The following is a 26,125-nucleotide window of genomic DNA, read 5'->3' as shown; positions in this document are numbered from 1 at the left end:
AAATCAACGGGGAGTAATAAAGCGTTCAGAGCCTAATCGCTCTAATTCAACGATGGCCATCTTTGACGCCTGAACGATCATGTCTCGGCGATGCGAAAAGGCGGCGACAGCATGTTTGTATATGTCTGCGATGTGCCGTGCTTCATCCAACTTCTGCCGTTTAGACAGATACTGTGGGTTTGTTTTAACCTTAGCGTCCAGTACAGACTCGTTGAACTTAATGCCGTTCATACTCAAGTTCTTACGCTCTGTGTCGTATAGCTTTGCTTCAACAGCTTCAAGGTTAAGTTTTGCCTCTGCGACATCTCGATCTGCCTGCGCTAGTTTTGACCCATACTCCATTAAAAGCCGTGGCTGTTTACGCCATACTTCCTCAAGGTTGTCGCGGTCGAACTCCAGATCGGCCATGATTTTAGAAAAAATATCAGTGTTCACTCTAATAGGTTCCTACTTATAAAATCTGTATCAATTATATCAAACAGAGAACGGGTTTATGGCGTCATGTCAACTTTGTTCAGGGGAAAATATTGAGATCACCGAAGATAATTAGTTGTCTTATTTTGGTAAGCTGTGCTGACCATCTTTAGGTCACATACATGAGATGGATGGGGGTGTGGCATGAACGGATGAAATTCAGTCGCCGTTGACAGATGTCAACACTGTGAATAGAATACTATTATCGGAGGCGAATGAAGCAACATCCGAATAAGCATATTCAAGCAGCCATTGACTATGCATTAAGTAAAGGCTGGATCTGGGTAGCAGCTGGTGGTGCTGCACATTGTTTTTGCAGACTGCGATGCGGTAATCCAGAAGGTGAACACAAAACTCACCAAATGAGCGTATGGTCGACTCCGGGTAATCCCGAAAACCATGCCAAACAGATCAAACGAATGGTTGATCGTTGTAAATGATTTCAAGGCGGCATTAGCCGCCTTTTGCAGAAACTGTCCAACTATCTTCAAAGGAAAACTATGGCGCTTTATAACTTCACTCTGACGCTCTCAGGCGTATCGTATGAGACGGAAGGACTGGAAGACGCGCTGTACCAAAACGGCTGTGACGATGCGCTAATTTGCGCATATGGAAACTCCGTCTATGTAGAATTTGACCGCGAAGCACAATCACTTGATGCAGCTATCGCATCTGCGGTCGACAATATTGAATCAGCCGGTATCGGTGCAATTGTTGAATCCGTCGACTCGGCTCTTGTGGGCTTAAGCGATATCGCGGAACTGACAGACCTGTCTCGCCAGGCAGTGGCGTTGCTCAAAGACGGTAAGCGCGGAAGCGGCGACTTCCCTTGCCCTGTACAACGCATAAAAGGCCAGTCTCCTCTCTGGGATTGGGCTGATGTGGCTGAATGGCTCATGAATAACGGACGACTTAAAGAGGGCGATCAAATTGTCCAAAATGCCCGAACTTTGAGTAAATGGAATCTGGCGCTTCGAAACAGCGTCTCGAAAGATTTCAACGAAATAGAGCAAATTGCGGAGAAACTGATTAAACGCCGCAAAGATATTGCGAAATGCGCATAATGATGCCCGCCAATTGGCGGGCATCTGTTCTCTGTAAAGGTGTCTGGCATCGTCTGGTTCGTTAACGTTTACTAAACCAATGGTGACAAAAATTAGTTATCTTTGAAAAATAAAGGTTGCATGAAAAGAAGGGGTATGCGTTAATAGCATCGTTGGTTTGCAAGACAGACCTTATGTAAGCAGTTTTAGTAAAGCAGTCTCAGTTCAGTGTTATCTTCTGATTTCCCTTCTTCGTGAGTCTCCTCCTTAAGTGCCTAAGTAAGTCCCAATCTATACAGATCAAATTCTCGCCGCACTATGTGGCTCACAAAATTAAGAAGGTAATATCTATGTCTAATAAAATGACTGGTTTAGTAAAATGGTTTAACTCTGATAAAGGCTTTGGCTTTATTTCTCCTGCTGATGGCAGTAAAGATGTTTTTGTACATTTTTCGGCAATTCAGAGTAATAATTTCCGCACTTTGGAAGAAGGCCAGCAGGTCGAATTCTCTATCGAGAATGGGGCTAAAGGCCCAGCAGCAGCAAATGTCGTTGCTCTAAGCTGATTCAACGCTGATGATCCTCATTTCTACAATAACGAAGACGGTGTAAGCCTGAGTGGATAGATTTGTAGGATTGTACAAGTTGAATAAATTAGCATGGTAAGGCCATGCTAATTAAATCGACACAACGGCCAGTTTATTCCATAAAAGTGAATTGCCCATTGTGGCGAAATGCGGGGTTGCCGCATGAATAGTCAAAGGCAGAAGCTAACTGCCGGCATGGCAAAACAAAGTGCGTAAGAGGAGTGACTTCCTCAACAAGCGCCATAATTCTTTATAAACCCGCCAACAGGCGGGTTTTCTTTATTACTTATTTATTGTCTCCGCGATATCAGCCAGAATGGCCTCCAGTCGCTCTCCTTCTTCCGGTCGGAAGTACAGGATATTCGGGTTAAATCCGTAGAAGACGGTTGCATCAAGCTCTGGGAAGTACTCCTTACGACCAATCAGATCTGATGGTTTACTCTTATTGTTAAATAGTGCGGTTGAACGACTACCACACGTCAAAATGTAGGTTGGTCGTACAAGATTAATTTCTTCCCGCATAAAGTCTGTGAACTGGCCTATCTCGTCTTTGGTATAGTCTTTCTCTTTGTCCTTAACCTTCTTACAAACACCCGTGACATAAAGATCGCCCATGCGCAGATCTCCAACTGTCAGTAGTTTTGCCTTAAAGTCGTCGTATCCGTTCTCCATGAAGTAGCCGGTACGAGCGTCATTGCCGTTCGCATTGTCCAGAATGATCATGATTTTGGGTTTAATACCAATAGTCGGGCGTATCAACTCCTCACCCAAGCCCATTTCAGCCGCCATACGTGTCATGAGTACGTTGATTTCGGCAGAACGCTTAGGATTCATTTCGAACGGACGTGATGCTTTAACAGCGTCAATGATGAGATTGCCCATCAGCTCAGCCTGGTCGCGCAGTCGTTCAGGATCAGTTGCTGGCAGACTGCCTGGCTCAATTGACGCAAAAGCCCCTACTTTATGAAGCGACTCGCGTACACGACTGTTACATGCACGCTTCTCGACCGCTTCATCGAATTGTGCCACTGACTCGAATTTGCCACCAACTTTCTCACGCGCACGCATAATTGCCTGACAACCATTTTCAGAACAGCCTTTCACAGCAGAGAATGGCGCATACAGTGCCTGACTGCCGTCTTCGAGTGTGCGGATCTCAATTCGGTTAGATGACACATTAACGTCTGGTGGCAATACGCGAATGCCATAGGTCAGCGCATCCTTCACCAGCCCCTGATGCTTATCCTCGCCCAGAATGGTGAGCGCAGCTGCGAAGAACTCAGCAGGGTAGTGCGTCTTTAGCCACATAGACTGATAACTGATTAAAGAATAAGCAACGGAGTGTGATTTATTGAACTGATAGGCTCCGTTTTTCTCAAATGCGGTCCAGATCTCCTTCGCTTTCATCTCTGATAGCCCTGGATGTGACGCTGTAACGCGTACTGCGTTTATAGGTAGTTTTGCGCCGTGCTCAAGTGCCTCTTCGACAGTTTTCAGAGTTCCGTCTTCGCATTTAAAATGTTCCGCACGGTGAATGCGCTGTGTAGTGCCATCTTCCAGCTCAACGTCTATCCAGCCAGCTTGAGCCTGAACGATGAACTTCTCGCCCATGCTCTTCATTTTTTCCATGTTCTTCTTACCGATTGCGGAACGCACAGCGTCAGCTTCAGCCATTGTGAAGCCGGCAAGCAATCGAGTCGCGTTCATCGTCTGTTCCTGATAGAGAATCACGCCATTTGTTTCCGCGGTAAGTTTATCAAGAACGGGGTGTAATGATTCCGGCGTCATAAAGCCTTTGGCGACAGAAACATAGTCATCCAACATGCCTGATTGAATTGGCCCCGGCCGGAAGAGCGCAGTTGTAGCGACGACCGTTTTAAAGCTCATTGGCTCAATTCCACCACCTAAATCTTTAAGCAGCTTGCGCATTGGGCCTGATTCAAGCTGGAAAACACCTTGAGTGTACCCAGCAGCAAAACCATCCAGCACCTTGCGATCTTCAAGAGAAATGGCATCAAGATTGATATCTTCACCTGTGTTCTCTTTTATGTAGCGTTTTGCACTATCGAGCAAATCGAGAGTTGCCAGGCCAAGCACGTCCAGCTTAATTAGGCCCATAGCCTCGCAGTAACGCTTGTCAAATGCGATACAACGCGCGTCACCACGGCGCTCAACCGGTGTACGTTCTGTCAGAGGAACACCTGCTACGATCATCCCTGCCGCATGTCTACCAAAGCCACGCATAAGGCTTTGTAACTTGCAGGCTGCATTGAATGCATCAGGATATTTTGTTGCGTATTTGTCGAGACTTGCCAGTTGTTCGCGCAGTTCTTCCAATGGAAGGCTATCATCCTCAGCGTTCTTCAGTTCTTTTGATACCGCCATATCTGCGGACTCCACACCATAAATACGAGCGGTGTCACGTAGTGCAGAGGCTGCGCCCAGGTAGGTGAAGTTCGGAATGCCTGCAACGTAATCTTCGCCGTAGCGTTCATTCAGATACTCGATCACCTCATGGCGACGTGCCTGGCTGAAGTCCAAATCCGCATCTGGCAAGTCGAGACGCTCAGGGTTGATGAAACGCTCAAACAGAAGACCGTGACGGATTGGGTCGACGTTGGTTATGCCTATGCACCACGCCACCAGAGAACCGGCAGAGGAACCACGACCAGGCCCAACGGGAATGCCAGTTTCACGACTATGATTCATCAGATCGCGCACCATCAGGAAGTAACCACAGAATCCCAGGCGAGTCAGCGTGTCCATTTCGTACTTTAGCCGCTCAACATAAACCCTGTTCTCAGAAGCAGGTGGTGTGTATCCAAACTCTTTTGTGGTAAGACGTTTACGCAGCCCTGCAACAGCCAGTTTCATAAGCGTTGCAGGCTCGTCGTCTGCCATCTTTGGCAGTGCTGGCGGCAATTCATGCCAGCGCCATGTGCAGGCATCGATAATGGTATCCTGCGTTGTTGAGGCCATTGCAGCTGTTACCGGCACATCCATGCGAACGGAGAAGGCTTTAAGCGCCTCAAGGAGATGGCGGCGACCATTGACGGCGTTATCTCGCTGGTGGGGGATACGCAGACGATGCGGCTGGTCGATTTTGATGTTGTTCGTAACCATGTGCGCAATGTCTTTAATGTCTGCATCGTCGATCGATTCGTAATAAGCGGGATAGAACGCCACTGGCTCTATTTTCAATGCGCTGGCGACTTTCATCGCCCGGACGTTAATCTGGTCGTAGAATGGGGTAGGGTGCGGATAAACCACACTATAGAAGTTGTCTTTTCCACCCGCTGTAATCAGTGTGCTTATGATTTTTGCAAAATCGTTGCGTTGGAACACGCTACCGATGTCGGAAGTAAGCAGGATGATGTTGCCTTTGGCATATGTAGAAACCAACTGTTCGAGCGAGAGACGCGGTACAAAGTAGAACTGTTCTCGTGTGTTGGCCGCCGTCATTAGTTCGCAGATGTCGCGATATCCTTGCTCATTTTTAATTAGAGCGGTAAACGAGTAGTTACGTCCCCGCTCTAATGATTCCATACATCTCATAGATTCTTTAGCAAGTTTAGCCCGGTGCTCGTATGTGGGATCATCAACAATGTTTAGTTTCACACCACAAATAACCGCCATGTCGTCACCAGCGGCACGTTGTAGTGGAATAACGCTCGCAATATTCATGCTATCTGCTGAAATTACAGCGGTGTAGCCAGCTTCTCTGGCAATCTTCACCGCGTTTTCTGCTTTTAGAGCCGACTCCCCAAGTGAGAAGTCAGTTCGAACCATCAGTGCCTTCATGTGTTTTTACCTTTCTGGTTTTTTTGATTTTGTCATTGGGGAAGCCTACGAACTTCCCATGCATCGAAATCGCAACTTCTTTTGCTGATTGGTGACAATCGGGCTTGTCTGGACACACCAGACAAGCCTTACCAGTTTCAGAAGCAGCGATAAGAGAGCCGAAACATCCTTTACGCACGATTAACCAAATATTTTTTGAACAACTTCACGAGCCGCTTGTGCAGAAGCTGAAGGGAGTTTGTTAATGAAAGAACGCTCAATACCTGTCACAAAGTCGCCTCGCATCATTCCAATCTTGGCCGACAACAAAAGTTCACGAGGGCCAATTGGCTGACTAATAAGGTGTTCTTCGTATCCATCGCGAACGATACCGGCAAACTTAACCATCTTTTCAGCGTATTCATCCACGATGCCTGCATTTATCAACATGTTGATCTCTGCGTCTTTGCTCATGTATTTCACATTCGAAACGATGCCAAAACGCGAAAAGTTCGCGGCGTTCTGGATGTTTGTACCCTGGTACAAGCCGGTTTCATCACCAGATCCGTTCGTGTTGCCAGTGCCAATGAAAGCAAACCGTTCATGCGGAGTAATGCGACGCCATTCTGGAGTCGCCTCTTTGATGACCAACGCCTCACCTTCCAGCACTGGCTGATACACGCCAAGAATTTGTGGAAACGCAAAGTCGTATTCATCCGCGAGGTAAACCCAGCCATGCTTCATTGCGAGCGCAAGCAAGCCAGGCTCGAAATACGTAGAGCCATCACGCGCCAGAATTTGCCCCGTAACATGTGCCTCTTCCATTGATGCTGTATGTTGGGCACGGATCAACGGACGATTGAGCAAAGCACATAGCTGTGTAGGCAATGACGATTTGCCTGTTCCTGCATGACCCCACAAATAGCCAGGTATGCCAAGTTCAAGCATCATGAAAATATCTTTGATCAGTTCGAAGTCGCCATATACGTAGCCCTTCTTCACTTCTGGAACGAACTCTGGATACGGCGTATTGACGTTGACGCTAACCATGAGCGGCGTCCCACGTTTTGTTCCGAGTTCTTCCACCGTTACGTTTAGCAGTTCGTGAGCTGCGACCAGATCTGTCTTGTACTCAACTGTGCCTGTGTAACCAGGGCTACTGGTCAAGCCAGAAGATTTGGCCATTTCGCTTTTTTGCTCGGCACGTTTAGCTTGAATTGCATCAAGTGCCTTTTTCGATAGCGTTGGCTCATCTGGAAACTGCGTTGTGTACATTTTCAGTACGGTGTCAGGATCGGCATCTTTTACTGACTCAGGAATGCCCTCGCAATTACCATTGGCTACATGGGACTTAAAATAGTGAAATGATTTGCCGCACCACTTGCAAACAAGGTAATCAGAATGATTTTTTTCATTTTGCAGTGCAGTAGTCGTCATGCGTTTTTCCTTTGTTCTCTAATGAGCGTTCAACTTCTTATATAAATATACCATTAACTATCGTAAGTGCTTACTTATCATTAAGGCTGTTTTATTCACTTCAAAATGATACGAGATAGTTCAGTAACTACAGATGAACCAAGACTATCAACGCTCGTTACCAGGGCATGATTTGAGTAAAATCTCTCCGGTGCGTCAGTCATGATGCCAATTGCCATCAAATCAATGTCAGTCTGCGTTTCAATTTGCTTCGCAACCGAACGCAAATGAGCGTCAAAACCTCTCCCAACAGCCCACGGCGCGCCATCGCTCAGAACAAGCATGATCTTCCTGTCCTCCAAGCGACCGGAAAATAACGATGCAAGGCTGGCTATGCTTTCACCATCCACGTTATTAAGAAGTGGGAATGTGTAGCCTACGCACCCCATACGTGAGCGAACTTCGCGAGAATTTGCTTTTTCATTCCAATTTTTGATGATAGGTAGCATTAAAGATTCAAAGCGAGAGAACTCATATTTGATAGCCTTAAGTTCTCCTGCTGCCATATGACTGCCAAATGTAGTGAAGCCGGTGATAATGTTGGGAACATTTATTCGATCAAGTGCATCGGCGATGGTATATGCACTTGCAAGAGCTAGTTTTATCGTTTCGCCACTCATTGAACCCGATAAATTAATCACTTGTTGAACACAGGCGTTAACGGCTTTAGATTCTTCTTTTTTACGAAACACGCGATCATCATTCATTGTTAATCTGTAGATACTTGAACCATGAATGCGCCCCCGACGCTGGCCAGGTATAAACTGAACTCTGTTTCTGCTTGCTATTGCACGTTCCAGGTCTTTTGCCAGCGTCGACGAAACACCTGACGAAAGATGCTTTTCAATATATTTGTCGAAGAGCTGGTTGCCTTCAGGAACGATGCGATAGCGGCTGATTGGATATCCTCCCAAATCAATATCGGAGAATGTTTTAATAAGCCGTTTGATATGGGCTTCTGCCTGATCAATCGAGCCGATGAAGTCGTATGAGCGATTGTATGGCCTGTATTCGCTTTTCGAGCTTTCTGTTAACTCGCTTTTAATCGTTTCGGATAGAGCATCTTCTGTCATGCCTCCGACTTCATCTTCTATGCTATCCAGCTCCTCTAAAGCCTCTTCCAGACTCATTTTTGACGGAGTTGGGATATCTGAAGAGCCGTCTTCTGTCGTTTTTCTTTTTTCGTGGTCAGCGGTTAATGATTCTGACGCCGCGTTATCAGAAGCATCAGAATCTGATACCTCTTTATCATTTTCTGTATCATCGAATATTGTTTCTGATGATTCAGAATTATCTGAATCATCGCTGTCGTTATTATCATGTTTGTGCTTACTATGTGATTCTGATTTGATAGATTTGTGGTTATCTAACGATGAGGGTGTCTCATGATCTTCGTTGTCTTCATTGTTTTCTCCAGAGGCATCCGTCTGGTCAGCGTCTGAAGGATCGGAAGTTTTTCCCGGAGCTGACTCCTTACCTTTGCTTTCACTTTCAGTGTCTTTGAGGATCTTAGCTATGGTCGCAGCCACCTTTACACAATCCTCGGTGCAAGACATGTTACGCACGGCCACATCGATACCATGTTCTTTTAATAATGAAATTGGTTTCTCAATGACAGGCCAGTATTCATCCATGAAATCTACGAACGGTGCTTGGCCATCCCAGGCTCTTACAACCGGACAGAGAAAGAAGTTTAGAAAAAGCGCGCGCTGATCTTTGCCACAATAAGCAATAGCCTCTGAAGCCTTTGGTTTAAAGACTTTTTCGATTATAAGGCGCTGAGTTGCCATCAGATTACGTCTTGTTCCGTTAAAGACCTGCCCCATTTTTCGCTCGATGAACACGTCTTCTAAGGCATTCCATAGCGACCAGGAAGGAACGCGTCCTTTTTCTCTCATTTTGTTGGACACACGAATATCGGTAAACAAAATGTGAGCAACCTCATGATCGAGAAATCCGCGCACAGCATTCATCAATGCCGGTGTTGCGTTATCCGGGATTGATGGGATGTTTACGAGAATTGGCTCTCCATCATCGTTATAGCGTACATAAGCGTCGTCCCCTCGTTCTGCAACAGGGATGTTTTTACCTGAAAGGAGAGCGACTACTCGTTTTACACTGTCACGGAAGTCCTGAACCTCTTTGATGGAACGTTTTTTAGACATGGCTAATCCTTTGTTATGAAAACAAATTATTTACTAGTGTGTTTAATGTAGCACTGCGCGAACAGGGAACTAAGTCATTCGCGCAGGGAGAAGAGGGGTTAACAGATTCTGACGGCTAAAGACCCGGAGCCGGTATTGAGAAGCGTGAAGCGTTTGTTGTTAAGTTCGAATATAAAGCCAGTTGTGTCATTCACACCAACCTGAATCTGCTCATTCGGTAGATCGGTGAGGATGTCAGCTACACACTCATCAGCTAATTTCTGTACGTGTCCGATCTCAAGAGCGATTAGGCTGGAAATAGTGGTGTTCATTCAATCAATCCATTCTAACTTATACTATGGTAAGGAATACTACTAAAATTTGTATCAATACTGAATACATTCATATCATATGCAAGTTGATTTTCTTACCTGTTTTGGGCTAATTTTTCTCCGTACAATGGCCTTTAACCGGTCTTTTAAGTGCCTATCGAAAAAAATGATAATAGCTTTACAACCCTAACCTTTGATGTAATATCGGTAAGCACTTACCAGAGAGAATTGAACGCGCAAAGGTTGTAACCATGTCTGATAACAAGATTGAATTTATAGAAAGTCGCTACGCTGCTTTTATCGCAGGGTTGATTGAATCCTCACCTATGAGCCAGGCCCAGGTAGCCAAAACAATTGGGTATAAAAACGCCAACAACCTTTCTTTAATTAAAAGCGGCAAAATTCCTTTGCCTATCGATAAGGTTCGTCCGCTGGCGCTGGCACTGGGCATTGAGCCAAGTCGTCTTATGATGATGGTGCTGGAAGAACGCCAACCCGAACTCGCAGCATTTTTATACAAAGAAGGCACTGCTCCTCTTAACGAGGACGAAAAACAGGTTCTTGCTGCATATAACGAGCGATTCGGTAAAGAGAAAGGCGCATCACAAAAGGTTGTTGAGGCCATAAAGTCTCTATGAAAAATTTACACGAATAAGCTCTGTTGATAGACGATCTCCCTTAAATTTGTGGTCAATTTCGTCTAAATCCGGTTGCTCTACGATTGATGCGATGTACGTCGAGAAACTTTCTAAGGCGTCTCGCATCTCGTCCATATAATCGTGCCGGTCGTAGACCCGATCTATCCCCTCAAGACTGTGGTTCATGATTTTACGTGATACCTCCTGGCTTATGCCTAATGCTGGGAAGTAACTACGCGCAGTACGGCGCAAATCTCGGGGTGTAAATGGCTCAAGCTCCATCAGTTCTGGTCGTTCCAGAATACGACGTAATGCCTGGGCTATTGCCACTTTAGACATAGGAAGGTCTTTCCCGATTTTTTTATTCGAAGGCACGAGCCACTGGCTGTCTTTACCATATTCGAACAACTCTTCAATACAAGTGCGCATTAATGAGCTTAAAGGCAGAGAATGCTCACGGGCAGATTTGTTCCTCTTGCCTTGATTCCAAACCCCACGCTTAAGATTGAACTCACTTTTTTTAGCCCGCAGTACTTCGTCAGGTCGTCTTGCGGATACAAGACACAGCCTGGCCGCCCATTTTGTACCAGCGCACACATTGAAGTAGTCCCATATATTCCAGAACACCCATACCTCTGCGTCGGTCAGCTTCCGCTCGCGAGGTGTGGGCTTTGCGCCACCGGCAACTTTGTTAAGTGACATATCGTTTAACGGTGACACGTCTATCATCCCCTGGAAGGCGCACCAGCTAAGGAACTGCTTCATCAGAGAGAAAACGCGGCGGCCCATAACAATTTTGCCATCCAGTATTAGTGGGTTGACCAGTTGGTTCACCATGAACCTATTAATGTCACTTACTTTTACATCGGCAATGTGCGGCAAAACATGTATCAAAATACAATGAACAGCGATCTCTGGCCGACGTCTTGTTATCAGCAGAGATAAGCGAGTGAATAACATGAATGCGTCCGAGAATCTCATGTCATTGCTGACCTGGGAGATCATAACGGCCTGCATTTGAGATGCTCTTTCGAGATACTCAATCGCCTCTTTTGAGGTGTTCTCCGCAGCGCGTGCTCTGTCAAAGCTATTTTTCATATGACAATCACCGAGTTACGCCGATTCACTGTATAAGTAAACAGTATATTAGGCATAGATTCTTATAGGATCAAGAGTAAAAGTAACTCATTTTCAGTAATGATTCCATACATAGTAGGTATGGAATCATTTTGACGTTGTTTTTTGAATTTTAAGGGAAACGGGAGTGAGTTTGGTGGGAATAAAAACGGCTCCTGTGAGCCGTTAAAATCAGAGGGTGCTGACGTATGCAGCCAGTTCTGTGTATCCGCCAATCGGTTGGCCATCGATCAGCACTTGGGGGATAGTCTCTACCGGTTTACCAACAATTTCACTTAGTTTTTCCTTGTCGATACCGGCAGTGGTGATGTCGATGTACTCATAATCACCGTAGCCATGTCCCTTTAGTTGCTTCGCCAGCTCGACCGCACGTTTGCAGTATGAGCAGTTATCTCGTCCGTAGATAGTGATCGTCATTGCTTTGCCTCATGCCACTTTTGCTTCAGGAGATAGCCTTCCAGGGGCCAGATTTGATCGATAGCATCTTTTCGAGCGTACTCGCGACCAACATCAAAGTTGAAGATTTCTGGTCTTACGCACGCAGATTTTCCCGTTACGGTATATCCATTTTTGAGAACCATAACGCAGAACGTTAAGAGTTTTAACGACTCATGACCTTTGTCGATATCTGTTTTTGAATTGTAAACAGAGATGAAGTTATCCCCGTGGCTGGCATCATATGCAGTGAAATAATGTTCACTTTGAATGAGTTGTTCAATGTGTTCAGGGGTGACTTTTAGTGGTGTGTTCTCTTTGCTGGTCATTATTTCTTCCTACAAAGTTCGTAGACTTGACTCTTTCAGTTGCAAAAAAGGGGCCGAAGCCCCTTTGAATTTTGCGCTGAAAAAAAGTGTTGCTAGGATGTTAGCAAGCTATGGTTAAGAACGTCTGCCGTAATTGTCTATCACAGCGTTGAGCGGTCTGGTTTATGTTAGCGGAGTCTTAATCTGGGTGATTAAAAGGCCAAACCGCTCAACGCTGTGTCTGGCGGAGAGTAATGGAATCGAACCATCATCGCTTGCGCAATGGGACGGTTTTCAAGACCGCTTGAGCACCATGCTCCCTACTCTCCGGCCGTTGTGGTGGCCGGTACTGAATCTCCGGCATACGGTGCAGCCAATTAGGACTACGGACGATCACCGCTCGCGAAAGGGAAGATTTGCGGCCGCATTTCCCTAACATCCAAGAAAGCTATCGCATCAGTCTGCGAATCCACCACAACGGTAAGATCACTACCTTTCGACCAGTCATTGTGCACATGAACGACGATTAACCGTAATGATCTTATCGTTGTATTGGTGCCGGTTAGCGGACTCGAACCGCTGACATCCTGCTTACAAGGCAGGCGCTCTACCAACTGAGCTAAACCGGCAATTTGGTGGGGAGTGATGGAGTCGAACCACCCGAGTCGCAATGACAGTAGATTTACAGTCTACCCCGCTGCCCCTACGGACTAACTCCCCTAAATTGGCGATGGTGGGTGGATTCGAACCACCGACCAGTTGGTTAACAGCCAACTGCTCTACCGCTGAGCTACACCATCAATTCAGCACTGACAGTATTTATTACTCAACAGTGCCAATCGCGACGGTTTAGTTTCTGCCAGGAAACGCACCGCTACTTGCACTTTTCGTTAGTGCCAGACGCTTTCGACTTCGCTCAATAGTAGAAGGCAAAATCTTTAAGTAGATGATGTTTCTGAGGACAGCACCTACTTTGTAATTTATACAATGTGATGTATGGAATCATTTGTTGTGAAAACAGGCACCAATGGCAACAGTGGTTAAACCTACACAACAATCCTGTCTTCACAACGTTGAGGCCACTACTCCGATTGAATGTTTGCCCAACATGTTACATATCAACGCTCGCCGGTATCTCTGTGAATAGAACCTTAGAATTGATAAAAATGTAATGGCCTCAACGTTGTGTGCTGGCTAACCATACCAGCCGGGCTACGTCGCCGCTTTTTAACCCAGTATAAACGACATAATTGAACAAAATGACGTAACAGAATGGGCGGTCAGTGGCTAAGAATCCGGGAGTCATATGGAGTTGAAAATATACCAACCGCCCATTCTGTTACTTCATCGGAGGGAACATGAATGTTCCCTCCTGCGTTCTGCAATCACACTCGCTCAGTGTGTCCCATTTCGGTAACGAGGCTGGAAACTGACCTCGCTGGTGTTTGGCTTATTAGGCTACTGCCAGATAGACTTCTTCGTTTGCACTTGTATTTAAGTTCAAACAGTCGCGCCTCAACGAAAACAAAGTCATCTTATACACAAAAGATAAGTAAGTAAATACTTATCAATATGTTTTTATTCGGTTGTGACTTTTTTGATCAAGGCCACGCTGCGACTAGGTGTTCTTGTAATGGTGGCAGTGAATCGTTTCGCTTGGATAGTAATGGTTTCGTTCTCCTTAAGTTGCCCGTAGCGAGTTTCCACCAGGGTGCCAAGACGCCACAGACCATCATCGATACGTTTATGACTAGCAAATTTAATCAGCAACAGTTTTACGACTAACTGACCTACGTAAAAGGCGAATGCGACTCCGGCCGCTAAGAAATAGGTGGCCAACCACCATTCCCAAGAAGTTAAATTGCTCATTTTTTCACCTTTGTTTCATGAACTACCCGATACACACGCTTTCCGATGCACAGTGTTTTGGTTTTAAGTTCCTGCTTAATTAAATCACGACAGATGCCGAAGCCGATAAGGAAGCCACCCATAAAAGCTAATGAGATGTATGGAATCATTTTAACGCTCCTGATTCTACTAATTGCTGTAGCAATACTTTCCCTTTATCAGTTAACTGGTAGTTGGCCGAACACCACGTTTCAGAAACGTTTGCAACCAACCCTAAACGCTCTAACTTAGCTCGCGTTTTAGGCTTCCAGTACTCAGGGAACTCCGGCCACTTACTGATTTCATGAAGCGTTTCCTTCTCCCGTTTACTTAATACGATCATCCTTAATCTCCTTCAGGGTGTTGGTTATTTCTACAATGCGATAAATACGACCGCGTCTTTCTATAACACCGCTTTTAATGTAGTCATTGATGCAACTGGACATCACCACAATACCTATGAAAAAACCAACTGCTAAAAATGCAATCATCCAGCCGAGCATCATTCTTTATCTCCGATTCGATCTTCTGTATCGCGTAAGCAACGCGGCCATTTCAGTCGTGGGTGGCGTAAGCTGCCGTCCGGTGTTTTCTCGTGACAATGAACCTCGACAATACGACCACGGTACTTCTCTTTGTTGTTCCAGATCTCATCCAGATATTTATGCTTAATGCCGCTCGCACGAACGATGACGCCGTTTTCAAGACGAATAACAATTTTTCCAAGTGTGTTGGCAAAACCAGAGTCCGGGTCGCCCGGCTCAAAGTCGATAATTTCACCATCTTCGGAATCTTCGTCTTTTAACTTCCACCAGCTGCGGGTACGTTTAAACTCGTAAACAGAGTTCGGATCTTTGCCCATCTCCCCTTCTTCGTTATCGTCCAGGCGTTTCATGAAGCGTTCGATGAAGTCTTCGTGGCTATGGATGATATAGAACGGATGCAGGTGAATGTCTTGTGTCTAGCCTTCACTGCGATCGTTTTTGAACAACGCCACCAGCATAGCCAGGCGCTCTTTCAGCTTCATACCTGTCTTTGCATACTCTTTGGATTTAGCCTGTGCTCGCCATTCCGGTAGGAAGAAGTCGAAAACATGATAAATAGCGCCAATTGCCTGCACGTTCTTTTTGCGCAATGCAGATACGGACTGGTTAAATGAACCGGCAGTTCCTTCACCATCAAAGAAGATGTGTTTGTGGCCTGAAAGTTTGCCTAATTCGAGCATTGCTGGCTTTAGGTGATCGAGAGACGTGATTGGATTACCAGTACGAGAAAGGAAGTTAACCTCTTCCTCGTCAACAATAACCTCGCAAATTACTCGCAAACCATCGAGCTTAAGACTGCCAATCATCGGCCATTTTGCTTTAGGATTTGGCTTGAAGGGGTATTTGTCGCCTTTTTCTTTATACGGTGACGCCAGCTGCACCTCGAATTTCGGAATGGGATTTTCAAAAACCTTGTTGCATAGGCTAATCCCAACACCTGCTTTCGGGTCTTTTAAGAGGAAACGACGGAACACGTCCTGCCCATCGGCGCACATTGACGCCACGATAGACTCAACAGCTGCTATTGCTGCGTTCCCCGTTAGCTCGCGAGAGGCCAGCTTATTCAGTACATCAATGGCTTTTTCGTCACTTGGGATGGACTCACTAAGCGGCTCTGCCACTTTGTATTTCTTTACCCCAAAACGGATGAAAGGGTTGAGCATCAATGAAACCATGCTTTGCTCGAAGTCATCCATGTTGGCCAATGCCTCTTTTTTTGCATTGGTTCCCATAGCTTTCATTTCGTCCAGCTTATGCTTAAGTGCGATCAACTTTTTCATTGTTGTTTTACCTCCATATGTTGATCGATTTGCTCATGTGTTTCTTTTGTTGTTTCTTCAAGCAACGCCGCATACACGTCAGTGATCGCTGTTTGTGATGTGGTGCTCTTCTTAACCATGTTATTAATCGTTACACTGTCACGTTTTCGTTTTAAAGTTCTGGCTTGTTTATTCCGTTCTTCAACCTCCTTAATGAGCGCGGTCATATCTTCGAAATACAGAGATTCTCCTTTACGAATCTCTTCAACCATCATTTTTAACGCCTTGCATTTGCCTGCTTTGATAGCGGTTGCGCACGACTGGAATGAAGTTCGAGGAAGACGGTTTTCTTTGAAGGCAAGAATGGTGTGCTGGCAAACGGAGTAGCTGCAATATGCCGACTCACCGTTTATCTTTACTTCTTCACAACGAAGTGAATAACCATTATTTCCTGAAATAGAGGGGATTTTTGACAAATCAGCTTTCACAACTACCGCCATAAATAATCTTGTACTTACCTATCGTTATTTGCGTAAAAAACGACGCGCGGAGAGATTACCAACTTCCCCAGCTAATCATCTTGCGCTGATTGCTTTCTAAGCGATAGGGGACAAGAAGCTCTGTGACATGATTGATGGCGTATGATTTAGCCTCTTGCTCTATCATCGGTAATTCGTTAGCAATCCTGACCATCTTCCCAGCAAATTCCGCCATTACGCCATCACATGCCTTCCCAGCATCAATAACGATATGCACCAGATCCAACTGGCTTTTGCACATGTCGCAAAGAGACGCATACTCACTCTCTCTGATTACATTTACGGCATCATTAGCCCCTTTATTAAGCAAGACTTCCAACAGGTTTGTCGGGGTAACGAAATCGGCTTTAAGTGACAATGTTCTCTCACCTTTTATCGACCGTAAGTACTCTTCGTAGTTTTGCTTGTCTTCCAGCAAAACTAAGCTATGCATAGTTAGAAGTGATTCTTGAATAGCCTCTTCAATAATACTGTCATTTGACGCACAAAAAACGGTATTTGTGTAGATCACTTTGCCATCCATCCATGCCCCAACCTGCACTTTAAGACTGATCGGGTTTTCTTTGCTAATAAAAACAACTAATGCAGAACGCCGTGCACAAGAAGGTTCACCCCATACGTGTAACTCAACTTTCAGATAAGGTAGCCCTGGTAGCGGGATCTCAACCAAACGAGTGGCGATATGATCCATTGCTGTTTTTACGGCTTTTTCAATGATGTCTAGCCGATTGCTCTCGCTGATTTCTAAACCAGTTTTATCAATGATGTCGCAGGCTAATTTCTGAATTTCGTCTTTCATACCAACTCCTAGCTAACAGATGAAAGTATTCTTACAGAAAGATAAGTAGTCATCTACTTATTTTATCGGCGTTTGTTACGATAGAGCCTTAATGCCTAAAACCTTGCTTTGCAACTCCAACTGTTTGGTATACGGTTTTGCCCGATAATAGGCTTTGATAATTTGTTCTGGCGTTGCATCGCCGGGGTCGAGTCCTTCCTCGCCCAAACACGCTACTTTGACATTAAGACCAATACTGGTCAGTCGCCTGGCTGCGGCCATAGTGTTTCGTATAGCTTGCTTTTCACTATCCCACATCATGATCACATTACGTAATCCACGCGCCTTGAGCGTCAGGAACGCGCCTAACTGATCTTCTGCATCCTGAGTGGTGTTACCAGATAGATGCATCCCGAACGTTCCTATCGGCTCCACGTAATGACGTAATGTTTCTTCATCAAAAATAGCTCGTTTAACCCCCATAACATCGAACGCCCCCTCACAGACAACTACAGTCTGTTTGCCGACCGCATTATGGCCGTTGTAGAGAAATTTACCTGAAGCTGGAAGCTGCATAGGAAAGAGGTAGCGGCGTTCTGCTGTACCGGTAATGTCTCGTCCCTGAAATGTCTTCATTACCCCATCCAGATCGTAAACCGGTATCAGTATTCGCATATCGAATATCTGCCCTTTGACCTGGTCTGTGTACGGATCGACGTATGCGTGCTTGCCTTCGACGCAGTAACGCAGATCAAAGTATTTGGCCAGATCCGGGGAGATATGGCGCTCCACCAGATAATCAGGAAGACGACCGTCAATGGGGAGTTCGTAATGTCGAGGGAGAGCTACTGGCCCTTCGAGTTCAACCTTGCTGGCCAGCACGACCTCTTCCTTCTTCGGCGCCCATCCTTGTGAGATCAGCGCGTTCTGCACATATTCCTCGAACTGTCGTCGTGATTTACCGCTGTAGTGCTTGAGGAAGACCAGCTTATTGAACTGAATCTCTTCGGGATGATCACCAGCAAAGCATTTGCCGACGCCACTGGTCAGATTGAAATATACCTTCCAGTTGGAGCTGCCACATACCGGACACTCCTTGATATTCACTTCACGACCGCGAGCACTCACGCCTCCACGTCGATAAACGATACCTTCAGTGTCCAACCATTGTTCAAAATCTAATTCGGTAATTAGCTCTTTCAGCTCGCTCACGATAATTCCACTTTTAATAGGCAATATTGTGACCAACCTAAATGTTGATATAATATAAAGGTTCATGTGTTTTTCTTTTGTGGTTTGGCAAAAGAAAAGTTGTTTCACCAATGAATCAAGCGTGGAGGTGTTCTCCACGCTTATTTTTTAGGTAACGTCTAAGATTCGCTCAATGAAGCGCATTTGTTCGAGGTTTTGTTTAACGCGAATGCTGATCCCTCCCTGCTGGTTACGAGAACCAGCAAAGTAGAGACGAGCCTCTCCTTTCGCTTCTTCTTCTTCGGTTTTGTTGATCGTTATTACCAGGTCAGCAATACGTACTTTTTCGATGTTGTCGGCGGCGTGCATCATTGTGGCAACTTCTGACGCGCCACCTTCACGGTTTGTCTGCGATGCCGTGATCCCAGCAACGTTATGCTTGTCATAAAGAGCACGTAAATCGGTGTAGATACTACGAATGTTAGCGCGATCATCACGAAGGTCATAACTGGCACGCATCAAATCTGCGTAGTCGACAACAACCATATCAGGCACCATGCCATTGGCTTTCATGCTGTTAAGCATACGGTCCAGATCTGCCGGTGACATACTTCCTGACGGACGCTCAACCACCCACAAACTACCAATCCCCTTCGTGGCTCCCAACTCTGCCAACTTACGATGAACCTCATCGCGCCGTTCCACCAGCTTGGACATTTCCGTCTCCGACAATCTTGCATCAAAACGGTCGGATAAAATGGTGGTGTGAACCTCCAGCGAGAGATACAGAACATTGTAGCCAGCAAGCGTAGCGTTTATGGAAAACTCACCCATTGCGGTCGATTTACCGGATTTAGCGAACCCCATGAAGAGCACCATTTCACGCTTCGCCCAGCCTTTTTGGTACAGCAACCTATCGAGCAGAGGGAGTCCAGTTGTAATGCTGTTTGGCACATACTCCTCTGAAGCCTCATATTCACGCGCTTTCAATCGCTCACTTGCGGAGGTGTAGTAGTCATAGATTCCGGTCGCTTCGTTCGATCCAATCTGCTGAACCTTGGCCATTATTGACATCGCCCCCTGAAAGTCGCCTTTCTCTTTCAGTTCAGCAGCCTTAATCAGAGCATCATCAAACGCTACGCTTTTTGCGAAGGTTGATACCTGGTCAATCATGTACGAGGTATCGGACAATTTTTCTGCAAGGATGCGCTTAAACGCAGCAACAACATCGGCGAATAGTTCCTCACGGATAGTCTTATCGCGTTTCGCACGCTTAAGCATATCCAGAATCGCAGATGAAGAGGGCGCGCTCTTGTACATACGGTAATAGCCCGAAACCATATTAACCAATATGGCATTGGCCGCATTGGCAAATTGACTAGGCACAACAAGATCTCCCGCACGAGTAAGAAACTCGTGATCACGACAAAAATAGGCCGTCAATCTGTTCTGAAAATCTTCATCAAACTCTTCGGACAGCCCGCGTCCTGTATGGCAAAGTTCGGTCATGTGCTTTCCTTTATTTTTTAAACAAATTGTTTTCTAGTGTTAGTTAATTAGATAGGGAATCAATAAACCGCCGTGCTTCTTCCAGTTCTTCTGGAAAGTGGGCGGAAATAAGGCGCTCTGGAACGATTTCCATTAGCCAGGTAGCGGAGAAAATTGCGCGTATGCGCTTGCTGCGGGGGATGGCGCGTAAACGCTCCAGAATCCACTCAAAATAGCTTTCCTGAATCGGGTTGAACTGCATGTCTCCCATATGCTTAAAGCTAACCAGAGAGTCATCCAGACGGGTTGTTGCGCGTCTGGCTAATTTCTCTTCAAATATCTCAATCAGTTCTGGCTGCCACAAATGCTGTGGGCGAGGCAGCTTGTCCCACAAACGTCGTGCAGCTGCGGAAAGCACGGTGGAGATAAAGTAGTCGTATGAGCAGCAATAGCGATCCGCAAACTGGCGTGCTTTCCATAGCGACGTTTTATTGGCAGTCGACAACTCCTGATAAGGCAGGCGTTTTAACCCGGTGGTGAACGGAGCTGTTTCAAAGTGTTCGCGACCGTGCGTCAGCATGATATTTGAGTACTGACGTTTGTATGCCTCCGTAAAAAGGCAGGTGGCCATGAGAGGATGCATGTCGCGGTAATCAAACCACTTCGTCTCGAAGAGTTCAGCCTCGTCTTTACAGCGCGACAAACCAATGTTTTCAGCGACCCACTTGTCCATAACAGCGGTATTCCACTCTGTCATGAAGTCGTACTGGTCGTTGTCGATGGTATCGAAAAAGATTTGGCTCATGTGGCTCACCTGGTAGGTAGTTACTTACTTATCACAATGAGCGGATGATAGCGACTGGTGGCAGTTTTTGGAAGTGGAAACGGAAGGGAGTTGTTCTGGTGGTGTCTTTTAAAAGACCTGCTTCCGTATATATTTAATAAGTTACTTATTATTTATATATACAGAAGCAGGCATAACTTGTCGTCTTAGACGCCCAGAAGCTCTACACTTTGAGCCTGTTAAATTGATTAAAAACTTATGTGTAAAATAGAACGCATTAGTCAGTAGCTAAGAGATGCAATAATGGACGATTTATCGGTATACGCGAGATCATTGGATAAGGCTAAATACTATGTTTATTGTCTCTATGATACAGAAGACAAGATGAAAAGACCGTTTTACATAGGAAAAGGCAAATCGACTCGTTGTCTCGATCACATCAAGTATCCCGATGACTCTCCCAAATCCATGCGGATCAAAGAACTTTTGGCTAATAAAAAATTAGGCATAGATATTCTTCGTCATGGTATGGATGAAACCACAGCCAAACTTGTTGAGGCGACATGCATCGACCTTATGGGGGTCGGAGAGCTTACGAATAAGGTACGAGGAAGTGGTTCCATGATGGGCAGAATATCACTGGACGCCTACCATCACTTAGTGCTGCAAGAGGAAACTGAAATTGCTCCTGAGCACGCCGGTCTTGCCTTCCTGCTAAACAGCACCTACAAGTCAGGAATGTCCGCTCTGGCATTATATGAAGCTACGCGTGGCGTATGGGCAAAGGTTCCAAGAGACGAGAATCTCAAATATGCCTACGCTACATATGGTGGGCTGATAATGGAAGTTTATCAGATTGAATGCTGGGTCAAAGCCGGTTCTCAGCAGTACTTTACAAGGGATATAGCTCTTGGCCCCGACACAAAACGTTATGAATTTGTTGGCAGAATAGCCGATGAGCATATTAGAAAACTGTATGTAGGCAAATTAATCAAGAAGCCACCAAGCTACGGTAGCCCTTTTGTGAAGGTTGGGGTGGTTAGGACTGAACATAGTGTTAGTGCGGCATAAAGCTGACACTGTAGTTATGCATTGGCGCAATATACGCGCCAATGCATGATTTTTAACCTTTCTTCATCAACTCTCGTTTGATTTCATCGGTACGCATCGTGACATCGGCAGCGGTGATCGCCTCATTCAATTTCACGATGTCCTCGATTTCCTGCGGTGACTTCTCTGCCAGATGGAAAATGGCTGCTCGAATCACGTCAGAACGAGTGAACTTCTCGAAGCGAGGGATGAACTTCATCATCTCCAGCAGTTCGAAGTATTCGTCCTCCAGTGACATTGTGCGGCTTTTAATTTTCTCTTTGCCACGAGTCGGGCGTCCCTGTGGTCTGACTGGTTGGCGCAAAGGAGTTGTGTTCTTAGCCGGTGCATCAGGCTCTTTGCGCTTTGCTAGGTCACCCATTTTCATGGACATTATTCTTCTTCCTCCAGACTCAACAGATAATCTACAAATTCTTCAAACTCGGCTTCCGCCTTTTTGTCGCGCTCGCTACCGGTCATTTCAAAGATAGAACGACCAGACTCTTCCGCATCATCATAGACGTTGCGGTTATATAGATTGACTGGCGCAGACTCGATTCCAAACGTCTCAACAATCTCTTTAGCCGCCAGAATGCGAGACACTTGTGATGGCAAAGCCGGGCACTGGTTCATGACCGCGCGGACCTTCACTTTATCGTTTACATTGCGAACATTGTCGATAATAGGATCGATGTCACGTAAAGATTTCAAATCACGACGCTTAGGACGCAGCGGGATAATGATAACGTCAGCCATCAGCATCGCTTGTCGCTGAATTTCGGAGTCGAAGCCACCAGCATCTACCACTACAAACTCAGCTCTACCCTGAAGCGATTTTAGGTGCTTAATGATGTCATCCTGAACGTATGCAAAAGGAATCAGCTCAAGGTCTTCGTTCTGTCGACGGTCTTCACACCAGCTCGTTGTCGTGCGCTGAATATCTATATCGGTAATATAAACCTTCTTCTTCTTATTGACTTTCAGGCAAACGGCAATTTGCTGGGCAACGGTGGATTTGCCAGGCCCGCCCTTTGTGCCGCCAACCACAAAGATCTTGGTCATTGGAGAGTTCCCTTTGCGTATATAATTATCGTCTGAAACAACTTGTTTTCTTATATGTGATATAGCCTAAATGCCTACGGCTACGGTGTAAAGGTTAAATGGTAGGTTGTGGTTAACAATTGGCAATCATTGCTTGTATTTGCCTGTTGAAAAAAGTAACAATGACCTCTATATTACAAGTACGGTGATATGCCGTACACAATTTGATAATGCACACGTAATGGGCTATAGCCTTTTAAAGTAATTTTTGAGTCGAAAACTCAGTTTGAACAGAGGAGATTGATGGCCTTCCTACATCACGGCCATCAGGAGGAATACATGTCAGCACTAAAAAAGCAGCGCATCGATTTGAGATTAACCGATGACGATAAAAGCATCATCGAGGAAGCTGCCGCAATGTCTAACCAGAGCATTACTCAGTTTATGGTTAGCAGTGCATCTGAACGTGCCGTGAAAGTTATAGAGCAACACCGTAGACTAGTTCTGAATGAAGAATCCTGGAATCTGGTTATGGACGCTATAAGCAATCCTCCGGCACCGAACGATAAGCTGAAACGAGCTGCTAATCGTCTGAAAAGCATGGAGTAGTTTACTCGTGAGCAATACGACGATAGAGATTTTCTCTGGAGAGAAAGATTATGATCTAAACGGTTTTGATTGCGGCGAAGAGTCACTAAACGCCTTTTTAGCCAACCACTTAAAAAGGCAGCATGAGGGAAAAATTCTTCGTGCTTATGTGCTTTGCACTCAAGAAGAAAGGCCAAAAGTGTTAGGGTATTACACTTTGTCAGGTAGTTGTTTTGAAAAGGAGTCCTTACCTTCACGAAGCAAACAAAAGAAGGTTCCTTATCGGAATGTTCCAAGTGTTACTTTGGGTAGGCTGGCTTTGGACAAGTCCCTTCAAGGTCAAGGATTTGGCTCAATGCTTGTAACACATGCAATGCGCGTTGTGTACAATGCATCTCTTGCTGTAGGCATTCATGGACTTTTCGTTGAGGCGTTAAATGACAAAGCCAAGGCGTTTTATAAAAGTTTAGGCTTTATCCAGCTGGTTGGTAACAACGAGCGTTCTTTGTTCTATCCTACAAAATCTATCGAAAAATTGTTCGAAGAATAATGTGTTCCCCTCATTTGAGGGGAACTTCGACATCACCAACCACAAACCCTCTCTCCCATCGTATTGTGAAAAAGGATTTGGCGTTCGGTTTCTTCAGTCATTACATCATTATTGCTGATATAGATAGGCTCAGCTCCATCGCAGAACAATACGCTGGCGGTTTGTGGTTTAATGACGCACCCACTTATCATACAACTCACGATGAACGGCAGAAGCATCTTTCTGACGTATTTTATTGCTCGTCTCATTCACCACTTCCACTGTGCTTTGAAGTCGTTTTCTGTCTTCCTGTTTTGCCTTCTCTTCCATTGCTCGTCGCGCCGCATTTCCGCCCATCGTGTAAGCGCCGACCAGAACGAAAAGAACGGCAGCCAGCGTAATCAAAGCAACTTTTAGCTTTGTCATCAGGCTGCCTAGCATATTAGACCATCCCTTTCTGGTGTTTTCTTACCTGCGACCAGGCAATGAATCCTGCCACAACAATAGTGGCAATACCGAAGATGATGCGTACTGTATCCCCGCTAGAGATATGACCTTGTGCCTTATCCATAGCAGCGGAAACCTGCGGCATAACATCGGCAAGCTGCGCCAGACCAATACCTGCTGTAACAGTTGCGCCAGCGGTTTCTTTAGTTACAGGAACAGCCTTCACGGTTTTCACCGGCTTAACGACGCCAGCTCGACGCAGACCTTCCTCAATAACTTCTGCCGTATACCAGGTGTTCAGCGTTTTTAGCGGGCCTCGGCCATTCTCGTGGCGAATGATTGCCTCAACCAAAGGTCGAAGGATGTCGTAATCATGCAGATCGATGATCATGTCTGCGGTTACACCAACGGCTTTAGACACCTCATTAATGTAGGCGTCAGTATTGTTTTCATTCGGCGGTGCCCAGCGTTCAATAACTTCACGAATGGTATCGATACTTGAGCCGTCTTTTGCGCGACGTTTATCGTGGTAGGTAATTAGAGTCACCGCCAGCGCACGAATCCCCCAAACAGGGTCTTTAAACGTGCAAAAGCGCGGTTCGTCTGGATTCGCAACCAGACCTTGCCACGGTGATCCTTTATCCAGATTACCGGGGTTATTATTACGAATGCCTCTCGGAGTCTTCATCCTTGATCTCCTGTTATTGCAGTCCACTTTTTACGCCATACGCGGCTAACCCCAAAAGCAGTGCGGTAATAATGAACGACGTTATTTTAGAAACAATGCCGCCAAAGAACCCACTTGAGATGGAGTCCAACCGGTTAAGGAGTTTGTCCAGATTGGAGTGTTGAATACTATGTTGCGCCGGGGTCATATCACCAAAGTAGGTTTTCAGCTGATCGTTGACCTCCTGGCCAATTTCTTCACGTAGCTCTTTACCTAATTTGCCGACAACCTCCCGAGCAACGATCGCGGCAATGCGCTCAACTTGCTCTGTTGTTACGCCCGCCATCTCGTTCGACATATTTTCCTCCATGAAAAGTCAAATCGGGATGGCGGATTTATATCACATTTTATCTTTTTTATATAGGTATGCACTTACCTATCTGTAAATAAACTTAAACACCAACAATAAATTACCTCAGAACATCTCTCTTTATATTTATTGCCTTCTTTGCGTAAGCTATATCTCAGTTAATCTTATATTAAATAAAAATATATAATAATGTGCACGCTAAAAGTGGAATCGCAAAATCCATCAGGCTTGCCACATCCCAAGCGCGCGGATCAAAACCGCCCCACCACGGCATATTCATTCGCTTGCCATGCCCAAACATTTCAATCCAGCGATATTCTGCCTGGGTGTGTTCACGCGCAATGAAGAACGTACAACCAGCTATCGCCCCGTAAGCCCAGTTTCCGGTAAAAAGACCAACCAGTACCTGCGCAGCCACAGCACAAAGTGCATGAAGGAAAGGTGTTATATCCATTACGCCTCCTTTATCCGATATCGCTTCGGGAAACGGATAACAACTTTAATTCTGACTCAAGTTCATCAACTCTTTCAGTCAGCTTCTGGATATGGTGAATCAGTGGAACAACCAG

At 45.7% G+C, this 26,125-nt stretch carries 30 protein-coding genes, 4 tRNA genes and 2 pseudogenes; 7 read left to right on the top strand and 29 right to left on the bottom strand.

Annotated features, from left to right (window positions below):
• Positions 1-3: 3 nt before the first annotated feature.
• Positions 4-408 (bottom strand): hypothetical protein, encoded by a 405-nt coding sequence (locus ACJHX3_RS18525; RefSeq protein WP_001351984.1) that lies wholly within the window; start codon positions 406-408, stop codon positions 4-6.
• A 281-nt stretch (positions 409-689) separates the two neighbouring features.
• Between ACJHX3_RS18525 and ACJHX3_RS18520 the strand changes: the two genes are divergently transcribed.
• The 3 genes from ACJHX3_RS18520 to cspG all read left to right on the top strand — a co-directional run bounded on the left by ACJHX3_RS18520 (position 690) and on the right by cspG (position 2,083).
• Complete coding sequence (locus ACJHX3_RS18520) at positions 690-914, top strand: hypothetical protein (RefSeq protein ID WP_001351985.1); 225 nt, start codon at positions 690-692, stop codon at positions 912-914.
• A gap of 60 nt (positions 915-974) precedes the next feature.
• Positions 975-1,538, top strand: a complete 564-nt coding sequence (locus ACJHX3_RS18515; protein WP_001240351.1) for a helix-turn-helix transcriptional regulator — start codon at positions 975-977, stop codon at positions 1,536-1,538.
• A gap of 329 nt (positions 1,539-1,867) precedes the next feature.
• Positions 1,868-2,083 (top strand): cold shock protein CspG, encoded by a 216-nt coding sequence (gene cspG, locus ACJHX3_RS18510; RefSeq protein WP_000066497.1) that lies wholly within the window; start codon positions 1,868-1,870, stop codon positions 2,081-2,083.
• A 303-nt stretch (positions 2,084-2,386) separates the two neighbouring features.
• Here the strand turns inward: cspG and dnaE are convergent, their stop codons facing one another.
• From dnaE to ACJHX3_RS18490, 4 genes are all read right to left on the bottom strand, one after another.
• Positions 2,387-5,905, bottom strand: a complete 3,519-nt coding sequence (gene dnaE / locus ACJHX3_RS18505; protein WP_042063077.1) for a DNA polymerase III subunit alpha — start codon at positions 5,903-5,905, stop codon at positions 2,387-2,389.
• A 180-nt stretch (positions 5,906-6,085) separates the two neighbouring features.
• Positions 6,086-7,321, bottom strand: coding sequence for an AAA family ATPase (locus ACJHX3_RS18500; protein WP_063116778.1), 1,236 nt, complete (start codon positions 7,319-7,321; stop codon positions 6,086-6,088).
• 95 nt (positions 7,322-7,416) lie between these two features.
• Positions 7,417-9,525: a cobaltochelatase CobT-related protein gene (locus ACJHX3_RS18495; protein ID WP_094321823.1), complete on the bottom strand. Its 2,109-nt coding sequence runs from the start codon at positions 9,523-9,525 to the stop codon at positions 7,417-7,419.
• Positions 9,526-9,623: 98 nt separating this feature from the next.
• Positions 9,624-9,836, bottom strand: a complete 213-nt coding sequence (locus tag ACJHX3_RS18490; protein WP_001098353.1) for a hypothetical protein — start codon at positions 9,834-9,836, stop codon at positions 9,624-9,626.
• Positions 9,837-10,087: 251 nt separating this feature from the next.
• Here ACJHX3_RS18490 and ACJHX3_RS18485 point away from each other — a divergent pair, with 251 nt between their 5' ends.
• On the top strand, positions 10,088-10,474 hold the full coding sequence (locus ACJHX3_RS18485; RefSeq protein WP_094321824.1) for a multiprotein-bridging factor 1 family protein: 387 nt from the start codon (positions 10,088-10,090) through the stop codon (positions 10,472-10,474).
• On the opposite strand, the gene ACJHX3_RS18480 is transcribed toward ACJHX3_RS18485, so the two are convergent.
• The 17 genes and pseudogenes from ACJHX3_RS18480 to ACJHX3_RS18400 all read right to left on the bottom strand — a co-directional run bounded on the left by ACJHX3_RS18480 (position 10,469) and on the right by ACJHX3_RS18400 (position 20,846).
• Positions 10,469-11,572 carry a tyrosine-type recombinase/integrase gene (locus tag ACJHX3_RS18480; protein WP_000797845.1) on the bottom strand — a complete coding sequence of 368 codons (1,104 nt, stop codon included), beginning with the start codon at positions 11,570-11,572 and terminating at the stop codon, positions 10,469-10,471. The two genes, ACJHX3_RS18485 and ACJHX3_RS18480, sit on opposite strands and share 6 nt — an antisense overlap.
• A 210-nt stretch (positions 11,573-11,782) precedes the next feature.
• A complete protein-coding gene (locus tag ACJHX3_RS18475) occupies positions 11,783-12,028 on the bottom strand; it encodes a GrxA family glutaredoxin (RefSeq protein ID WP_000156433.1) in 246 nt (81 codons plus the stop codon).
• Positions 12,025-12,375, bottom strand: a complete 351-nt coding sequence (locus ACJHX3_RS18470; protein ID WP_000200984.1) for a Gp49 family protein — start codon at positions 12,373-12,375, stop codon at positions 12,025-12,027. The genes ACJHX3_RS18475 and ACJHX3_RS18470 overlap by 4 nt, the downstream gene beginning before the upstream one ends.
• A gap of 221 nt (positions 12,376-12,596) precedes the next feature.
• Positions 12,597-12,683, bottom strand: a tRNA-Ser gene (locus tag ACJHX3_RS18465).
• Positions 12,684-12,907: 224 nt separating this feature from the next.
• Positions 12,908-12,983 (bottom strand) — tRNA-Thr (locus tag ACJHX3_RS18460).
• A 4-nt stretch (positions 12,984-12,987) separates the two neighbouring features.
• Positions 12,988-13,074, bottom strand: a tRNA-Tyr gene (locus ACJHX3_RS18455).
• A gap of 5 nt (positions 13,075-13,079) precedes the next feature.
• A tRNA-Asn gene (locus ACJHX3_RS18450) sits at positions 13,080-13,154 on the bottom strand.
• Between the two features lie 778 nt (positions 13,155-13,932).
• On the bottom strand, positions 13,933-14,223 hold the full coding sequence (locus ACJHX3_RS18445; RefSeq protein WP_094321825.1) for a C-type natriuretic protein: 291 nt from the start codon (positions 14,221-14,223) through the stop codon (positions 13,933-13,935).
• Positions 14,220-14,372 (bottom strand): hypothetical protein, encoded by a 153-nt coding sequence (locus ACJHX3_RS18440; protein WP_000613553.1) that lies wholly within the window; start codon positions 14,370-14,372, stop codon positions 14,220-14,222. Before ACJHX3_RS18440 ends, ACJHX3_RS18445 begins: the two co-directional genes overlap by 4 nt.
• On the bottom strand, positions 14,369-14,584 hold the full coding sequence (locus ACJHX3_RS18435; RefSeq protein ID WP_000636535.1) for a hypothetical protein: 216 nt from the start codon (positions 14,582-14,584) through the stop codon (positions 14,369-14,371). Before ACJHX3_RS18435 ends, ACJHX3_RS18440 begins: the two co-directional genes overlap by 4 nt.
• Positions 14,568-14,744 carry a hypothetical protein gene (locus tag ACJHX3_RS18430; protein WP_085949093.1) on the bottom strand — a complete coding sequence of 59 codons (177 nt, stop codon included), beginning with the start codon at positions 14,742-14,744 and terminating at the stop codon, positions 14,568-14,570. The genes ACJHX3_RS18435 and ACJHX3_RS18430 overlap by 17 nt, the downstream gene beginning before the upstream one ends.
• A pseudogene (locus tag ACJHX3_RS18425) lies at positions 14,744-16,066 on the bottom strand (DNA ligase). The gene ACJHX3_RS18430 and the pseudogene ACJHX3_RS18425 overlap by 1 nt, the downstream one beginning before the upstream one ends.
• Positions 16,063-16,545 carry a hypothetical protein gene (locus ACJHX3_RS18420; protein ID WP_162861444.1) on the bottom strand — a complete coding sequence of 161 codons (483 nt, stop codon included), beginning with the start codon at positions 16,543-16,545 and terminating at the stop codon, positions 16,063-16,065. The pseudogene ACJHX3_RS18425 and the gene ACJHX3_RS18420 overlap by 4 nt, the downstream one beginning before the upstream one ends.
• Before the next feature lie 55 nt (positions 16,546-16,600).
• Positions 16,601-17,383 carry a hypothetical protein gene (locus tag ACJHX3_RS18415; RefSeq protein ID WP_094308008.1) on the bottom strand — a complete coding sequence of 261 codons (783 nt, stop codon included), beginning with the start codon at positions 17,381-17,383 and terminating at the stop codon, positions 16,601-16,603.
• Positions 17,384-17,458: 75 nt separating this feature from the next.
• Positions 17,459-18,574: a DNA primase gene (locus tag ACJHX3_RS18410; RefSeq protein WP_162535814.1), complete on the bottom strand. Its 1,116-nt coding sequence runs from the start codon at positions 18,572-18,574 to the stop codon at positions 17,459-17,461.
• Between the two features lie 147 nt (positions 18,575-18,721).
• Positions 18,722-20,062, bottom strand: a complete 1,341-nt coding sequence (locus ACJHX3_RS18405) for a DnaB-like helicase C-terminal domain-containing protein (protein WP_094308010.1) — start codon at positions 20,060-20,062, stop codon at positions 18,722-18,724.
• A gap of 43 nt (positions 20,063-20,105) precedes the next feature.
• Entirely contained in the window at positions 20,106-20,846 is a 741-nt protein-coding gene (locus ACJHX3_RS18400) for a hypothetical protein (RefSeq protein ID WP_094308011.1), read from the bottom strand.
• Positions 20,847-21,128: 282 nt separating this feature from the next.
• Here ACJHX3_RS18400 and ACJHX3_RS18395 point away from each other — a divergent pair, with 282 nt between their 5' ends.
• Positions 21,129-21,896, top strand: coding sequence for an LEM-3-like GIY-YIG domain-containing protein (locus ACJHX3_RS18395; RefSeq protein WP_000342417.1), 768 nt, complete (start codon positions 21,129-21,131; stop codon positions 21,894-21,896).
• Positions 21,897-21,948: 52 nt separating this feature from the next.
• Here the strand turns inward: ACJHX3_RS18395 and ACJHX3_RS18390 are convergent, their stop codons facing one another.
• Both ACJHX3_RS18390 and ACJHX3_RS18385 read right to left on the bottom strand, forming a co-directional pair.
• A complete protein-coding gene (locus ACJHX3_RS18390; protein ID WP_160378290.1) occupies positions 21,949-22,302 on the bottom strand; it encodes a hypothetical protein in 354 nt (117 codons plus the stop codon).
• A gap of 5 nt (positions 22,303-22,307) precedes the next feature.
• The gene (locus tag ACJHX3_RS18385) at positions 22,308-22,976 is read right to left on the bottom strand and encodes a division plane positioning ATPase MipZ (protein ID WP_042063113.1); all 669 of its coding nucleotides are present in this window, start codon (positions 22,974-22,976) and stop codon (positions 22,308-22,310) included.
• A 318-nt stretch (positions 22,977-23,294) separates the two neighbouring features.
• Between ACJHX3_RS18385 and ACJHX3_RS18380 the strand changes: the two genes are divergently transcribed.
• On the top strand, positions 23,295-23,564 hold the full coding sequence (locus ACJHX3_RS18380; RefSeq protein ID WP_042063163.1) for a DUF1778 domain-containing protein: 270 nt from the start codon (positions 23,295-23,297) through the stop codon (positions 23,562-23,564).
• 7 nt (positions 23,565-23,571) lie between these two features.
• Positions 23,572-24,093 (top strand): GNAT family N-acetyltransferase, encoded by a 522-nt coding sequence (locus tag ACJHX3_RS18375; RefSeq protein WP_000072677.1) that lies wholly within the window; start codon positions 23,572-23,574, stop codon positions 24,091-24,093.
• A 168-nt stretch (positions 24,094-24,261) separates the two neighbouring features.
• Here ACJHX3_RS18375 and ACJHX3_RS18370 read toward each other — a convergent pair whose 3' ends face one another.
• The 5 genes and pseudogenes from ACJHX3_RS18370 to ACJHX3_RS18350 all read right to left on the bottom strand — a co-directional run.
• Entirely contained in the window at positions 24,262-24,513 is a 252-nt protein-coding gene (locus ACJHX3_RS18370; protein ID WP_001404395.1) for a hypothetical protein, read from the bottom strand.
• Between the two features lies 1 nt (position 24,514).
• The gene (locus tag ACJHX3_RS18365; protein WP_042063115.1) at positions 24,515-25,207 is read right to left on the bottom strand and encodes a membrane protein; all 693 of its coding nucleotides are present in this window, start codon (positions 25,205-25,207) and stop codon (positions 24,515-24,517) included.
• Between the two features lie 13 nt (positions 25,208-25,220).
• A complete protein-coding gene (locus tag ACJHX3_RS18360) occupies positions 25,221-25,544 on the bottom strand; it encodes a hypothetical protein (protein ID WP_000064175.1) in 324 nt (107 codons plus the stop codon).
• Between the two features lie 181 nt (positions 25,545-25,725).
• Positions 25,726-26,010, bottom strand: coding sequence for a hypothetical protein (locus ACJHX3_RS18355; RefSeq protein ID WP_021520115.1), 285 nt, complete (start codon positions 26,008-26,010; stop codon positions 25,726-25,728).
• Positions 26,011-26,020: 10 nt separating this feature from the next.
• A pseudogene (locus tag ACJHX3_RS18350) lies at positions 26,021-26,125 on the bottom strand (tail fiber domain-containing protein); the annotation flags it as partial.

This window comes from Escherichia sp. WS1265, assembly GCF_046487585.1.
GTDB lineage: Bacteria > Pseudomonadota > Gammaproteobacteria > Enterobacterales > Enterobacteriaceae > Escherichia > Escherichia coli.
Note: the sequence above shows the minus strand (reverse complement) of the source record. Positions and strands in the feature narration are given on the sequence as shown.